This window comes from Winslowiella toletana, from assembly GCF_032164335.1.
GTDB lineage: Bacteria > Pseudomonadota > Gammaproteobacteria > Enterobacterales > Enterobacteriaceae > Erwinia > Erwinia toletana_A.
On sequence record NZ_CP134152.1, the window covers coordinates 1,817,398 to 1,830,673 of the forward strand.

16 protein-coding genes and 2 tRNA genes are annotated in these 13,276 nt (G+C 54.0%); 6 read left to right on the top strand and 12 right to left on the bottom strand.

All coding sequences use genetic code 11. The features are described 5' to 3' along the window. Positions 1 to 33: 33 nt before the first annotated feature. Positions 34 to 1,224 carry a 23S rRNA (cytosine(1962)-C(5))-methyltransferase RlmI gene (gene rlmI, locus RIN69_RS08510; protein WP_313856815.1) on the bottom strand — a complete coding sequence of 397 codons (1,191 nt, stop codon included), beginning with the start codon at positions 1,222 to 1,224 and terminating at the stop codon, positions 34 to 36. Positions 1,225 to 1,313: 89 nt separating this feature from the next. Between rlmI and yccX the strand changes: the two genes are divergently transcribed. Beyond that, entirely contained in the window at positions 1,314 to 1,592 is a 279-nt protein-coding gene (yccX, locus tag RIN69_RS08515; protein WP_313856816.1) for an acylphosphatase, read from the top strand. A gap of 1 nt (position 1,593) precedes the next feature. On the opposite strand, the gene tusE is transcribed toward yccX, so the two are convergent. Continuing rightward, positions 1,594 to 1,920: a sulfurtransferase TusE gene (gene tusE / locus RIN69_RS08520; RefSeq protein WP_313856817.1), complete on the bottom strand. Its 327-nt coding sequence runs from the start codon at positions 1,918 to 1,920 to the stop codon at positions 1,594 to 1,596. Between the two features lie 102 nt (positions 1,921 to 2,022). Further along, the gene (yccA, locus tag RIN69_RS08525; protein ID WP_313856819.1) at positions 2,023 to 2,679 is read right to left on the bottom strand and encodes an FtsH protease modulator YccA; all 657 of its coding nucleotides are present in this window, start codon (positions 2,677 to 2,679) and stop codon (positions 2,023 to 2,025) included. A gap of 217 nt (positions 2,680 to 2,896) precedes the next feature. Between yccA and RIN69_RS08530 the strand changes: the two genes are divergently transcribed. After that, positions 2,897 to 2,984: transfer RNA gene (locus tag RIN69_RS08530), tRNA-Ser, on the top strand. 97 nt (positions 2,985 to 3,081) lie between these two features. Here the strand turns inward: RIN69_RS08530 and RIN69_RS08535 are convergent. Next, entirely contained in the window at positions 3,082 to 3,321 is a 240-nt protein-coding gene (locus RIN69_RS08535) for a hypothetical protein (protein WP_313856821.1), read from the bottom strand. A 78-nt stretch (positions 3,322 to 3,399) separates the two neighbouring features. Here RIN69_RS08535 and RIN69_RS08540 point away from each other — a divergent pair. Together RIN69_RS08540 and agp are read left to right on the top strand one after the other, a co-directional pair. Beyond that, positions 3,400 to 3,487: transfer RNA gene (locus RIN69_RS08540), tRNA-Ser, on the top strand. A 440-nt stretch (positions 3,488 to 3,927) separates the two neighbouring features. After that, a complete protein-coding gene (gene agp, locus RIN69_RS08545) occupies positions 3,928 to 5,583 on the top strand; it encodes a bifunctional glucose-1-phosphatase/inositol phosphatase (RefSeq protein WP_313856822.1) in 1,656 nt (551 codons plus the stop codon). Between the two features lie 99 nt (positions 5,584 to 5,682). On the opposite strand, the gene RIN69_RS08550 is transcribed toward agp, so the two are convergent. The 3 genes from RIN69_RS08550 to wrbA form a co-directional block, all read right to left on the bottom strand. Then, positions 5,683 to 7,059 carry an NAD-dependent succinate-semialdehyde dehydrogenase gene (locus RIN69_RS08550; protein WP_313856823.1) on the bottom strand — a complete coding sequence of 459 codons (1,377 nt, stop codon included), beginning with the start codon at positions 7,057 to 7,059 and terminating at the stop codon, positions 5,683 to 5,685. 68 nt (positions 7,060 to 7,127) lie between these two features. After that, on the bottom strand, positions 7,128 to 7,358 hold the full coding sequence (locus RIN69_RS08555) for a YccJ family protein (RefSeq protein ID WP_313856824.1): 231 nt from the start codon (positions 7,356 to 7,358) through the stop codon (positions 7,128 to 7,130). Between the two features lie 21 nt (positions 7,359 to 7,379). After that, on the bottom strand, positions 7,380 to 7,979 hold the full coding sequence (wrbA, locus tag RIN69_RS08560; RefSeq protein ID WP_313856825.1) for an NAD(P)H:quinone oxidoreductase: 600 nt from the start codon (positions 7,977 to 7,979) through the stop codon (positions 7,380 to 7,382). 349 nt (positions 7,980 to 8,328) lie between these two features. Between wrbA and RIN69_RS08565 the strand changes: the two genes are divergently transcribed. Next, a complete protein-coding gene (locus RIN69_RS08565) occupies positions 8,329 to 8,493 on the top strand; it encodes a con-10 family general stress protein (protein ID WP_313856827.1) in 165 nt (54 codons plus the stop codon). A 138-nt stretch (positions 8,494 to 8,631) separates the two neighbouring features. After that, entirely contained in the window at positions 8,632 to 9,561 is a 930-nt protein-coding gene (locus tag RIN69_RS08570; protein WP_313856829.1) for a DMT family transporter, read from the top strand. Here the strand turns inward: RIN69_RS08570 and rutG are convergent. From rutG to rutC, 5 genes are read right to left on the bottom strand one after another with little or no spacing between them, the layout of a single operon-like run. Next, positions 9,558 to 10,889 carry a pyrimidine utilization transport protein G gene (gene rutG, locus RIN69_RS08575; RefSeq protein ID WP_313856830.1) on the bottom strand — a complete coding sequence of 444 codons (1,332 nt, stop codon included), beginning with the start codon at positions 10,887 to 10,889 and terminating at the stop codon, positions 9,558 to 9,560. The genes RIN69_RS08570 and rutG overlap by 4 nt on opposite strands. 47 nt (positions 10,890 to 10,936) lie before the next feature. Next, positions 10,937 to 11,461: an NADH-dependent FMN reductase RutF gene (gene rutF / locus RIN69_RS08580; RefSeq protein WP_313856832.1), complete on the bottom strand. Its 525-nt coding sequence runs from the start codon at positions 11,459 to 11,461 to the stop codon at positions 10,937 to 10,939. A gap of 10 nt (positions 11,462 to 11,471) precedes the next feature. Continuing rightward, positions 11,472 to 12,062 (bottom strand): malonic semialdehyde reductase, encoded by a 591-nt coding sequence (locus RIN69_RS08585; protein ID WP_313856833.1) that lies wholly within the window; start codon positions 12,060 to 12,062, stop codon positions 11,472 to 11,474. Then, entirely contained in the window at positions 12,047 to 12,874 is an 828-nt protein-coding gene (gene rutD / locus RIN69_RS08590) for a pyrimidine utilization protein D (RefSeq protein ID WP_313856834.1), read from the bottom strand. Before rutD ends, RIN69_RS08585 begins: the two co-directional genes overlap by 16 nt. 12 nt (positions 12,875 to 12,886) lie before the next feature. Further along, positions 12,887 to 13,273: a pyrimidine utilization protein C gene (gene rutC, locus RIN69_RS08595; protein ID WP_313856835.1), complete on the bottom strand. Its 387-nt coding sequence runs from the start codon at positions 13,271 to 13,273 to the stop codon at positions 12,887 to 12,889. Between the last annotated feature and the right edge of the window lie 3 nt (positions 13,274 to 13,276).

Consider the following 13,276-nt stretch of genomic DNA (forward strand, 5'->3'; position numbering starts at 1 on the left):
CTCTGATATGGGGTCAGGGACGTTGTTTTCAAGTCACAGCACGCGGCAGGCAAATCCTTTCAGGTACATTCCTTCCGGATAGCTGGCAATCACGGGATGGTCAGCCGCCTGACGGAACTGCTCAATAAATTGTACATCACGATGTGCATCAAGCGCGGCATCAGCGATAATTTTCTGAAATAAATCAGTCGCCATCAACCCGGAACAGGAGAAGGTCAGCAGCATGCCATTCGGATTTAACAGCTGCATTGCCAGCATATTAATATCTTTATAACCGCGGCAGGCACCCGCCAGCTGATTTTTATTTTCGACGAATTTTGGTGGATCCATAACGATCAGATCGAATTTCTCACCGCTGTCGCGATAGCTGCGCAGCAGCTTGAAGACGTCATCACGCAGGAATTGTGCTTTGGAAACGTCAAGGCCATTCAGTTCGACATTCTGTTTCGCCACATCAAGCGCCGCCTGAGAAGTATCCACGCTGATCACTTCGGTGCAGCCGCCCATCAAGGCGGAAACCGCGAAGCCGCCGGTGTAAGAGAAGCAGTTAAGCACCCGGCGATCTTTGGCATAGCGACGCGTTGCCAGTCGGCTGTCGCGTTGATCAAGATAATAGCCGGTTTTATGGCCAGTCTGAATATCAACCAGCAGCTTCATTCCGTGCTCGGTAATCGGCAGCAGTGGCGGTGGCAGATCGCCGCAGACCACGCCTTGCGTCAGCTCCAGCCCCTCTTTTTTACGCACTGAAACGTCGGAGCGATCGTAGATGGCACACTCCGGATAACACTGCGTCAGGGCTGAAATCAGCGCCGCACGCTGATACTCGGCGCCTGCCGATAACAACTGCAGCACGAGAAAGTTACCGAAACGGTCAATGGTGACACCCGGCATACCGTCAGATTCACCGGCAATCAGGCGGTAGCTGTCGAGATCATCACGCTCTGCCAGCCAGTCACGCAGCGACTGAGCCGCCTGCAAACGACGAACAAAGAAGTCGATATCAATCGACTCATCCTGCTGCCAGCTCCAGACGCGCGCGCGAATCTGTGACTGCGGTGAGTAGGCTGCACGTGCCAGCCATTTGCCCTGGCTGTCACAGACATCAATGGTTTCACCACTGCTGGCTTTGCCTTCCATACGCGCCACGGCGCCGGAAAACACCCATGGATGACGACGTAACAGGGACTTTTCGCGGCCCTTGGCGAGAATCAAACGAACGCTCATATTTTGCTATGCTTATTTACGGAAAAATTTGCGCCATTGTCGGGTGCTGACCGGCAAATTGCAATTATCCTGATTCACAGGGGGAGATAATGGCAGAAGTATGCAGCAAAATTTGGGTGCATGGCAGGGTTCAGGGCGTGGGATTTCGTTACAACACGCAAAGTGAGGCGAAAAAGCTCGGCCTGAATGGCTATGCGCGTAATCTCGATGATGGCAGCGTAGAAGTACTGGCCTGCGGTGAGGCGCAGCAGGTGGAGGCGCTGCTGGCATGGCTGAGAGCCGGCGGGCCTCGAAGTGCGCGGGTGGATAAAGTGCTGGTGGAACCGCATCAGCCTTCAGTGCTGCCAAACGGTTTTACCACCGGCTAACTCAGAGACATTTCACCGGTTTAGGCAGGCCAGCGATTTTGGTTGCCTGCTTTGCCGGTCCATCCGGAAACAGACGGAACAGATAACGGCTGTTGCCTTTCTCTTCCCCGAACTTTTGCGCGACGGCTTTTACCAGCATCCGCACGGCTGGAGAGGTATTAAACTCGAGATAAAACTCGCGGACGAACCGCACCACTTCCCAGTGGGCTTCACTCATCTCAATCGACTCTTCTGTAGCAATATGCAGCGCCAGCGCTTCATTCCAGTCGCTAATCTTTTTCAGATATCCCTGCGCGTCGCGTTCAATCTCTTTGCCTTCAAATAACACGTTTCTGCCTCGTTCTTCGGTTACGGCGCGCAGTTTAGCAAACTTTCCTTCAGCAAAAAATAAAGCCCCGCAAGCGGGGCTTTAAATGTTCATCTGTGAAGCTTAGTTACTGCGGGCGAAGCCGAGAATGCTCAACAGGCTGATAAAGATATTATACAGCGAGACATACAGGGTGACGGTTGCGCGAATGTAATTGGTTTCGCCACCGTGGATGATATTGCTGGTTTCATACAGGATGGCACCTGCAGAGAACAGAATAAACATCGCGCTAATCGCCAGATGCAGCGCCGGAATCTGCAGGAACAGGTTAGCGACTACTGCAACCAGCAGCACCACAAAGCCTGCCATCATCATGCCGCCAAGGAATGACATATCCTTGCGCGTGGTCAGCACGTAAGCTGAGCAGCAGAAGAATACCAATGCCGTACCGCCGAGTGCCAGCGCGATAACGTCGCCCATTCCGGCACTGAGGAAACTGTTAAGAATCGGGCCGAGGCAGTAACCAAGGAAACCGGTAAAAGCAAAGGCGGCCAGTATACCCGCCGGGCTGTTTGCCAGTTTGTGGGTCAAAAACATCAGGCCGTAGAAGCCGACCAGCATCAGGATTAAACCTGGCGAAGGCAGGGCAAACACGGTGCTGGCCGTAGCGGTAATGGCTGAGAAGGTCAGCGTCAGGCCCAGCAGGAAATAGGTATTGCGCAGCACTTTATTGGTGCTGATAAGCGAGCTTTCGCGTGTGGAACTAACGATGCGATCCATAAAGCGCCTCTCCTGAGATCATTATATAGCGACGACAATAAGCAAGCAGGATAAATAAAGGAAGGCGTTTTACCCTTCTTTACGCGTTAAACTGCTGATAATCCGCGCGTGATGGCGATAAATACAACAAAAAAACCAGAGTTGATGATTTTTCAGGCGAACGAATCAAAACGCGCTTTACAAGCATCAGGCAGATGTTTATAGTGCGCCTCATTGCGGAGGGGTGGCCGAGTGGCTGAAGGCACCGGTCTTGAAAACCGGCGACGGGAAACCGTTCGAGAGTTCGAATCTCTCCTCCTCCGCCATCAAATTTAACGGGTCAGCGAAAGCTGGCCCGTTTTGCTTTGTGCCTCAGAATACCTCTACGATTGCTTCTGCCAGCTGCACTGCTGTCTCTCACTATTACAGCGTGAGCCCTTCTGTTTTATTCTTTGTTATTTCATCTTGGCGTGTGTGGCTCACTGCAGATTTGCGCCAACCAATTTCCTGCATGGCGGCGCGATAAAACGCCGGGTCTGCGAACAAACTGCGGGTCAAAAAGGCTTTTTTTTCAGCATAACGACTTAAAAGACAAGCAATTAGCACATATTTTAGGCGGTCAGTAGCGTTAGTGCTAATTGCCTGTTGCTCTCGAACAATCAACCCATTACACTGCTACGCATCCTGAAGAGCTAAGCAGTATTTAACAGCGTTTCAGGTGGCTTTAGAAATAGAGTCTGCGGAGGGGTGGCCGAGTGGCTGAAGGCACCGGTCTTGAAAACCGGCGACGGGAAACCGTTCGAGAGTTCGAATCTCTCCTCCTCCGCCATCTTTATTTCCACTCGGTTTTATCTTCGAACATTCCTGTTCAACTTCCTCCTCAATATTTTACTTTTCACTCCAGCTGTACCGATGTTCTTTTCCGTTCTCTCAGTTATCAATCCTTTGAACAACGTTCTGTTATCAGACCGGTAATCATGCGTTCACCTTCGGCATTAAACATAAGACACTGGCTGGCATGACTCACGGACTGCAACGTTTCAGCGTCTGCTCATCTCTTCTGAAAACATTCTGTTGCTTTTCAGTCTGCTGGTGGCACTAAACCGCAGGTGACAGAGTCTGCTATATTGCTAACACTGTACGCGACTTAAACGTCCGGGGCTTTTCGTCACAGGGCAGGTTATGATGTGTCGATATTTTGCTGTCTGAGTATTGGCAGCGTGTTGGATAGCCAGGATGTTTACCATCTGAATCAATGGAATAAGCACAATGATCAAAAAATACACTCTCTGCGCGTTATCTGTTCTGGCCGCACTTCCGTTAGGATTTTCTGCTCAGGCAGCGGAAGGTGATCTGCAGTTACAACAAGTATTAATGATGAGTCGCCATAACCTGCGCGCCCCGCTGGCGGATAATGGCAGCGTGTTAGAGCAATCGACCAAAAAATCCTGGCCGCAGTGGGATGTGCCTGGCGGTCAGCTCACCACTAAAGGTGGCGTGCTTGAAGTTTATATGGGTCACTATACCCGTGAATGGCTGGCACAGCAGGGGCTGGTAAAAACCGGCGAGTGTCCTTCTTCTGACGATGTATTTGCTTACGCCAACAGTTTACAGCGCACCGTGGCTACCGCGCAGTTCTTTATCAATGGCGCATTCCCGGGTTGTGATATTGCCATCACTCACCAGGATGAGATGGGCAGCATGGATCCGATCTTTAATCCGGTGATCACTGACGGCAGCGAAGAGTTTAATAAGCAAGCGCTGACCGCGATGAACGCGGCGGCTGAAAAACTGAGCCTGAAGCCGGCGTTTCAGCGGCTGGAAAAAATTATCGATTACAAAAATGCTCCGGCTTGTGACGATAAAAAACAGTGCTCGCTGAGCAGTGAAAATCAAAATAAATTCAAAGCCAACAGCGGTGAAGAGCCTGGCGTTTCGGGTCCGCTGAAAGTGGGCAATTCGCTGGTTGATGCGTTTACACTGCAATATTACGAAGGCTTGCCAATGGAGCAGGTGGCCTGGGGCCAGATTAAAACCGCAGAACAGTGGAAAGAGCTGTCAGCGATTAAAAATGGCTATCAGGATGCGCTGTTTACCTCCCCGGAAGTGGCGCGTAATGTCGCTGCGCCGCTGGTGGATTATATCCGTAGCCAGCTAATCGATCAGGATAAAGCCACTGCGCCAAAAGTTACGCTGATGGTGGGCCATGATTCCAATATCGCTTCGCTGCTGACCGCACTGGACTTCAAACCTTACGAATTACCGGGCCAGAATGAGCGCACGCCAATCGGTGGCCAGATTGTCTTTGAGCGCTGGCACGACAGCAAGAACGATAAAGATCTGGTAAAAGTTGAGTACGTTTATCAGAGTTCCGAGCAGTTACGCGACGCTGAACCCCTCACGCTGAAAAATCCGCCGAAGCGCGTCACACTTCAGATGCAGGGTTGTGAAACCGATGCTAACGGTTTCTGCTCATGGGATCAGTTTACTCAGGTGCTGAATACCGCAGTGCAGGGCACGGCATTGCAACAGGCAGCGCCAGCGGCAAAACCGGCTGAACAGCCAGCGGCTGATACTGCTCAAGCGGATGCGGATAAAGCAGCAGCTGAAAAGGCAGCAGCAGAAAAAGCTGCAGCAGAAAAAGCAGCAGCTGAGAAGGTAGCAGCAGCTGAGAAGGCGGCGGCAGAGAAAGCAAAAGCAGAGAAAGCAGCAGCTGAAAAGGCGGCGACAGAGAAAGCCGCTGCCGACAAAGCAGCTGCAGAGAAGATAGCGGCAGAGAAAGCGGCAAAGGCGAAAGCCGCGGCAGAGAAAGAAGCTGCCGACAAAGCCTCTGCTGCACAGGCTGCCACAGATAAGTCTGCGCAGCCAAAGCAGGCTGAACAGCAGGATGATAAAGCGGCTGGCGAAACGCCAAAAGCGCAGTAATGTTGAAAAAACAGGGGAGCCGCTTGCGGCTCCCCTGATGTTAACTGCCGACAGAAGCAGCGAGAACGCCGCTCTTAAGCAATATCGGCTTGAGGTGTATTACGATTTCGCCACCACAACCAGCTTCTGGTTAACAAACTCTTTAATACCCAGATCGGACAGTTCGCGGCCATAACCGGAACGTTTAACCCCACCGAATGGCAGTTCTGCGGCAGTATCCGTCAGAGAATTGATGTAAACCATGCCGGTTTCAATACGCGAAGCCAGCTTTTTACCGCGTTCGATATCAGTGGTAAACACCGATCCGCCCAGCCCATAGTGCGAATCGTTGGCCAGTTCCACCACTTCATCGTCATCCTTCACCACGTAAACCTGCGCCACCGGGCCAAAGAACTCTTCAAAGTAGGCCGGGTTGCTGCGCGCGATATCAGTAAGAATAGTGGGCTGATAGAAGCAGCCATCACCCTCCACCGCGTTACCGCCATAATGCAGTTTGGCACCGTTTTCCACTGCCGCTTTCACCTGCTTGACCAGGCTGTCGCGCGCACCTTCGGAAGAGAGGGGACCAAGGGTAGTGCTCTCATCCAGTGGATCGCCAATTTTCACCGCTTTAAACGCTGCGGTAAATTTCTCCAGGAAGCGATCGGCCACTTTCTGCTGCACAATAAAACGTTTCGCCGCAGTACAGACCTGACCGGCATTGTTCAGTCGCGCTTGTGCACCTTGCTTCACTGCTTCATCAAGATCGCAGTCATCCAGCACCACGAATACGTCGTTACCGCCCAGTTCAAGCGTGGACTTTTTCAGATATTTCGCCGCCTGCGAAGCGACAATGCTACCGGCTTTTTCTGAACCGGTCAGCGCTGCACCCTGAATACGATCATCGGCGATCAGATCGGCAACCTGGTCGTTAGAGATAAACATATTGGTCCACGCGCCTTCTGGTGCACCCGCTTCGCGTACCAACTGTTCAAAAATGCTGGCACAGTGCGGCACGATACTGGCATGCTTCGCCAGCACCGGATTACCGGCCGCCAGATTGGGTGCCAGCACGCGCATCAGCTGGTAGTAAGGGAAGTTCCAGGGTTCGACCGCCATCAGTACGCCAATTGGATGGTTCTCCACCCAGGCTTCACCCAGTTCGGTTGGGTAGCGGGTAGGCTGCAGAAATCGCTCGGCGTTTTCTGCGTAGTAGCGGGCGATTTGCGCGCACAGCTGTACTTCGCCGCGACTCTGGCCAATCAGTTTACCCATTTCAACGCTGGCAATTTTTGCCAGTTCATCGACGCGGCTGTCAATAATTTCGGCAAGTTTTTTCAGCACTTGCAGACGTGGCTGAATATCGCCTTTACACCAGTCGGACTTATACAGTTTCGCTGCGGTATCCAGCGCCTGCTCGACCTGTTGAGGGTTATGTCCCGGCCATGATTTGATCAGTTTATTATTTGCCGGGTTAATGGTCTGATATGAGGACATTATTCTCTCCATGAGTAAGCTGGTGAATGTTGATTCAAAGAGTGGTTTCCCACATAAATAGCTGACTTCTAGACGTTTTTACGCTCGACAACTTTGTTATCCCACGTCAGCTCATTCTGATCGGTTTTTTCAAAGGCGCGCAGTAGCACTTCGTCGCTGCCTTGTTGTTCCCAAATTTGCTCAGCGAGTTTCTCGTCATATTCGGCCAGTTCGAAAATCGCTTCGGCGATCTCCGGAGAAGTACGACGCAAGTTTGCCCACTCACCTACACGGTGTGCTTTAGATTGTTGCGTAGCCATGATTGCCTCCTGAAGCAGATGTTATCCATTAAGTTTAGTTGCCAGCCCGGCAACGTATTCGCCCTGATAGCGGGCGATAGCCAGTTCTTCTTCGCTTGGCTGGCGCGAGCCGTCGCCACCGGCAAGGGTGGTGGCGCCATACGGCGTACCACCGCGTACCTGGCTGATATCAAACAGTTCTTTGGTTCCGTAACCAATAGGCACGATGACCATGCCGTGATGCGCCAGCGTGGTCCAGGTCGAGGTGATGGTGTGTTCCTGGCCGCCGCCAGTGCCGGTAGAGGCAAATACGCTCGCCAGCTTGCCGTAGAGCGCGCCCGAAGCCCAGAGTCCACCGGTGCGGTCAAGAAAGGTACGCATTTGACCGGCCATGTTGCCGAAGCGGGTCGGCGTACCAAAGATAATCGCATCATAGTGTGACAGTTCTTCGGGCGTAGCTTCCGGTGCAGCCTGCTGGGTTTTACCGCCAACCTGGGCGAAGCGTTCCGCCTCCATGGTTTCAGGCACGCGCTTGACCGTTACCTCGGCACCCGTGACGCTGCTGGCCCCTTCGGCTACCGCATTCGCCATGGTTTCGATATGTCCATACATGGAATAATAAAGCACTAAGATCTTCGCCATTCATTAGCTCCGTGGTGGAAAAGTTACGTTGATACATATCGGGCAATCACCCCAGTATAGAAGAGAATAGGCAGCTTGCCGTGACAGGCGTACAGCAAGTAACCCGTAAAGAAATGACATCATTTTATCGGGAAAAATTTCATCATTGCGCAGAGGGGCTTAAGTGGAGCCTGCGGGCTAATTGCACTTTTTTAGAATATTGTTTGTTTCCAAATATAAACACTTGCGGTGCGGCAGGGCTGTTTGTCTAAAATTCAGGGTACGGCGGTAGTTCGCTGCCGTACCCTCTTGTTGCATCAGACAGCAGGGTGTAAGCAAGATGATGTCTTAACTAAATCGGAGGTAAGAAATGGCAGAACACCGTGGTGGCTCTGGTAATTTTGCTGAAGACCGTGAAAGAGCATCAGAGGCTGGCCGTAAAGGAGGCAAATGCAGCGGAGGTAATTTCAAAAATGATCCGCAGCGCGCTTCCAAAGCCGGTGAAAAAGGGGGGCGCAGTAGCGGTAAAAAGTAGTTATTCGCTAACTGCACGGTATGTTTTCCCCTTAGCCGCCGGGTGTTGCCCGGCGGTTTAGCTTTCCCCCGCACTTTCCATTGACCTCTCTGCCGGCGCAACGCAAACTAGCGGCCCATTTTTCATCCGGACCCGGCTATGTCGTCGTTTCTCTCGCGCTACAAATTCAATATAAAAATCCAGGAAGCGGTGCTGATGCTGATCACCATGCTGTGGGGTGGCACCTTCCTGGTGGTACATCACGCGATGAACGTCAGCGGGCCATTTTTCTTTGTCGGGCTGCGTTTTGCTACTGCGGCATTGCTGCTGGCACTGTTTTCCTGGAAAACCCTGCGCGGATTGAGCTGGCATGAGTTCAAAGCCGGCGCCTGGATTGGTCTTGCCATCGCTTGCGGCTATGGCCTGCAAACCTGGGGAATGCAGACCATCTCCAGCAGTAAATCGGCCTTTATCACCGCAATGTATGTACCGCTGGTCCCGCTGCTGCAATGGTTGTTTCTCGGCAGAATGCCGGGCCTGATGTCATGGATTGGTGTGGTGCTGGCTTTTACTGGACTGTTATTACTGGCAGGACCAGAAGGGGATAGCCTGGCGTTCAGCGCCGGTGAAATCGCTACTCTGCTGAGTACGCTGGCGATTGCGGCGGAGATTATTCTGATTAGCGCCTGTGCCGGTAAGGTAGACGTCAGGCGCGTGACGATTGTTCAGCTGGCTGTCGCTTCCGCCTGTGCTTTTATCTTTATGCTGCCGAATGGCGAGTCGGTTCCGGCTTTTTCGCCGTTTCTGCTCTATAGCGCGGTCGGACTGGGGATCGCCAGCGCAGTGATTCAGGTTACCATGAACTGGGCCCAGCGCAGCGTATCGCCAACCCGCGCGACGGTGATTTACGCCGGTGAGCCGGTATGGGCGGGCATTGTCGGACGTATTGCTGGTGAACGATTGCCGGGTATTGCGCTGTTGGGCGGCGCATTAATTGTATTGGGTGTCTTAATCAGTGAGCTAAAGCTGAAGCGTAAGAAAAAGGCGAAGCCGTCAGCTTCGCCTGAACCCGCTGGCGAAAACCGTTAATTTTTTTGCGCGGCAATCTCTGCATCGGTTAATGCCGCCGCGCGCCGGTGGCTGAGAAGGGCATTCAGGATTATGGCGCCAAACGTGGCGGTGCCGATGCCGCCCAGCGTAAAACCGGCGATATTCAGCGCAAAATCTCCGGCACCCAGTACCAGCGTCACGGCGACCATAATCAGGTTGCGGTTCTGACTGAGATCGACATTGTTCTGCACCCAGATACGCGCGCCGGCTACCGCAATCAGTCCAAATACCACAATCGAAGCACCGCCAATCACCGCCGCTGGGATGGTGTGGATCAGCGCACCAAATTTTGGCGAGAAGCCCAACAGCATGGCAATGATCGCCGCCGCGACAAACACCAGCGTTGAGTAAACTTTGGTGACTGCCATCACGCCAATATTTTCTGCGTAGGTAGTTACGCCGCTGCCGCCAACCGAACCGGACAGCATGGTGGCCAGGCCATCACCGACAAAGGCGCGTCCCATATAAGGATCGAGATTGCGCCCGGTCATCCCGGCCACCGCTTTGAGATGACCGAGGTTTTCAGCTACCAGAATCACCGCCACTGGCGCAATCATCACCATTGCCTGCATGCTGAAGCTGGGCGCGGTAGTTTGCGGCAGGCCAAACCACGGCGCATTCGCCAGCAGGCTCAAGTCCACCGGCTTGCCGAAGCCCATGACATTGGTTAACAGTGCATAGATCGCCCATGCCAGAATCAGGCCCACCAGAATCAGTAAGCGCTGCACCATGCCACGGGTGAATACTGCCACCACGCCAATGCACAGCACCGTCATCACTGCCATCCAGCTGTCGAACATCGAAGCCGAGACGCCACGCACCGCAATCGGTGCCAGATTAAGGCCAATCGCCATCACCACCGCACCGGTCACCACTGGCGGCATCAGGCGTTCAATCCAGCGGGTTCCCGCTTTTATCACAACCAGCCCAATCAGCGTATACAGCAAACCACAGGCGATGATGCCGCCGAGCGCGGTGCTCAACGCCGGATTCAGCCCCTGACCGCTGTAGCCGGTGACTGCAATCACCACACCAACGAAAGCGGCACTTGAGCCAAGATAGCTGGGCACCCGGCCACCGGTAATCAGGAAGAACAGTAGCGTGCCAACGCCGGACATCAAAATGGACAGGTTAGGGTCCAGCCCCATCAGCAGCGGCATCAGCACCGTTGCACCGAACATCGCCACCGCATGTTGCAGGCCCATCACGATAGTCTGCCCGGCGGGCAAGGTTTCATCCGGAGCCACCAGCTCATTATTTGCGCTCGCCGTTTTTTTACGCCATTGAGGAAACCAGGAACTTCGCATTGTATTCTCCTAAGAAGAACTACCGCAGTGACCATCGGATGACGGCATTAACTGGCTTCCTGCCGCATCAGGTGATGATAGCCACGATCGAAATAGATCAGACCGTGGGTATGGTCGTTGCACACCAGCGCCTGCGCTTCGCAGAACAGAATGTCATGAGTTCCGACGCTGACCACTTGCGTAACTTTGCAGTCAAAAGAGGCGACGGCACCGGCCAGAATGGGCGAGCCGGTCACCAGCGTTGACCATTCCGCCGCGATAAAGCGCTGTTCCATCGGCGTTTTGCCACCGAACAGGCTGGAAAGCGTCTCATGACCCGCCGCCAGCGTGTTAACGCACAGCGTCTGGTTTTGCATAAACACCGGATAAACCGAAGCGGAACGGTTAAGGCAAACCAGCAGCGTCGGTGGAGTATCGGTCACGCTGCACACCGCGGACGCGGTAAATCCGGCGCGACCACCTGGGCCGTCGGTGGTAATGATGTTAACCGCCGCACCAAGGCGCGACATGGCATGACGAAACTCCTGTTTTTCCACGCTGGCGGCCGCCAGCGGCAGGGTATGTAGCGACATAATTAGCTCCTTATCCGAGCAGGCAGGCATCATTGAATTCCAGGCGCGGCAGGCGAGCATAAACTTTGCTGCTATCGCCATAGCCGATATTAATCAGCATGTTACTTTTCCAGCCGCTCTCTGCGAAGAAGGCGCTGTCCACTTTGGCGCGATCAAAACCTGACATCGGCCCGGTATCCAGCCCCAGTGCGCGGCAGGCGGCGATCAGATAAGCAGCCTGCAGCGAGCTGTTACGAAAGGCGGTTTCTTCTGCCAGTTCCGCACTGGAGGTAAACCACGAGCGCGCATCGCCATGCGGGAACAGCGTTGGCAGCGCATCGTAAAACTGCGGGTCCCAGGCGACGATAGCGGTCACCGGCGCGCTGAGGGTTTTCTCCAGATTGCCGCTGGAGAGCGAAGGCTTCAGCTTCTCTTTACCTTCCGCGCTGCGCACAAAAAAGAAGCGCGCCGGGCTACAGTTGGCCGAAGTTGGCCCCATCCGTAACAGCTGATAGATCTGCTGTAATTGCGCATCGGTCACCGGCTGGTCCTGCCAGCCATTGTGAGTGCGCGCGGCGGTAAACAGGGTGGCGAGTGCTTCGCTATTTAAAGGTTCTGCCATGATGGCTCCATTACCGGTGATTTCACATTGGCCGGACGGGTGTGGTTTAACCAGTCCAGCAGTAAAGTGTTAAAGGCGCTGCTGTCAGTGACGCTCATTGCGTGTCCGCCCCAGCGCATTTTCTTCAGCGTGGCGGCCGGCAGGGCCTGATACAGCGTTTCTGAGCAGGTCCAGGGCACCAGCAGATCGTCCTGGCTGCAAACCAGCAGCACCGGCTGGGTTATTTCACCGGCACGCTGACTAAAATCGGTGCTCATCAGCGCGTGCAGCCGCCGCAGCAAGTTCTCAGTGCCCTGGAAATGCGCGACCTGCAATGAATCTTCCGCTTCAATCCGCGCCTGATTTTCTGACAGCCAGTCCGCGGGATAAAGAAACAGCGGCTGCGCGCGGACAAACGCCTCGACGCCGACATTCAGCAGCAGATCCTGGCGTACCTGAAAACAACGCCGGGTGTGGGCATCCAGACTCAGCCAGCCATTCACCACGACGAGCCGTGACACCCGTTCAGGGTAATCCAGCGCCAGTTGCAGACCGATCATGCCGCCCAGCGCATGACCAATCACATCAAACTGCCGGATGTGGTGCTGTGCCAGCGCATCAGCCAGCTCGGTCGCCATCTGTTGCATGCTGTAGCCTTCTGGCAGTGAATCTGCGCTGCGACCGGTGCCACGCTGATCGTAAACCACGACGCGATAGTGCTCGCGCAGCGCACTCAGCTGTGGCAGCCAGAAACTGCCGAGGCCGCCAAGACCTGCCGACAGCACTAAAACAGGAGCCTGCGGATGTTGCAGACCTGATAGCTCGAGATGCATAAACGGGCTCCGTTATTGAGTAAGATGCGCAACGCTGGCGATTTCAATCAGGGCATCCGGTTTTACCAGCCCGCACTGAATGCAGAAGCGAGCCGGTTTATCGCCGGGGAAGTATTCGGCATACACCTGATTTACCGCCGCGTAATTACTCCAGTCGGTGATAAAAATCGAATTGAAGGTCACGTCATCCAGCGAACCGCCGGCGGTCTCAATCACGCTTTTGATCAGCTCCAGCACGTGCCGGGTTTGCGCCGCCGCATCGCCAACGTGCACAACATTATTCTGTTTATCAAACGGCAGCGTGCCGGAGACATAAACAATACCGTCAGCCTGGGTGCCGGGTGAGAACGGTGCCAGTGGAGTCCCGCTGCCCGGCGGGGTAATAACTGTTTTTGGCATGGC

Coding starts and splice junctions, on each gene's coding strand:
- rlmI (WP_313856815.1), bottom strand. CDS start 1,224: ATGAGCGTTCGTTTGATTCTCGCCAAGGGCCGCGAAAAGTCCCTGTTA.
- yccX (WP_313856816.1), top strand. CDS start 1,314: ATGGCAGAAGTATGCAGCAAAATTTGGGTGCATGGCAGGGTTCAGGGC.
- yccA (WP_313856819.1), bottom strand. CDS start 2,679: ATGGATCGCATCGTTAGTTCCACACGCGAAAGCTCGCTTATCAGCACC.
- agp (WP_313856822.1), top strand. CDS start 3,928: ATGATCAAAAAATACACTCTCTGCGCGTTATCTGTTCTGGCCGCACTT.
- RIN69_RS08550 (WP_313856823.1), bottom strand. CDS start 7,059: ATGTCCTCATATCAGACCATTAACCCGGCAAATAATAAACTGATCAAA.
- RIN69_RS08555 (WP_313856824.1), bottom strand. CDS start 7,358: ATGGCTACGCAACAATCTAAAGCACACCGTGTAGGTGAGTGGGCAAAC.
- wrbA (WP_313856825.1), bottom strand. CDS start 7,979: ATGGCGAAGATCTTAGTGCTTTATTATTCCATGTATGGACATATCGAA.
- RIN69_RS08565 (WP_313856827.1), top strand. CDS start 8,329: ATGGCAGAACACCGTGGTGGCTCTGGTAATTTTGCTGAAGACCGTGAA.
- RIN69_RS08570 (WP_313856829.1), top strand. CDS start 8,632: ATGTCGTCGTTTCTCTCGCGCTACAAATTCAATATAAAAATCCAGGAA.
- rutG (WP_313856830.1), bottom strand. CDS start 10,889: ATGCGAAGTTCCTGGTTTCCTCAATGGCGTAAAAAAACGGCGAGCGCA.
- rutF (WP_313856832.1), bottom strand. CDS start 11,461: ATGTCGCTACATACCCTGCCGCTGGCGGCCGCCAGCGTGGAAAAACAG.
- RIN69_RS08585 (WP_313856833.1), bottom strand. CDS start 12,062: ATGGCAGAACCTTTAAATAGCGAAGCACTCGCCACCCTGTTTACCGCC.
- rutD (WP_313856834.1), bottom strand. CDS start 12,874: ATGCATCTCGAGCTATCAGGTCTGCAACATCCGCAGGCTCCTGTTTTA.
- rutC (WP_313856835.1), bottom strand. CDS start 13,273: ATGCCAAAAACAGTTATTACCCCGCCGGGCAGCGGGACTCCACTGGCA.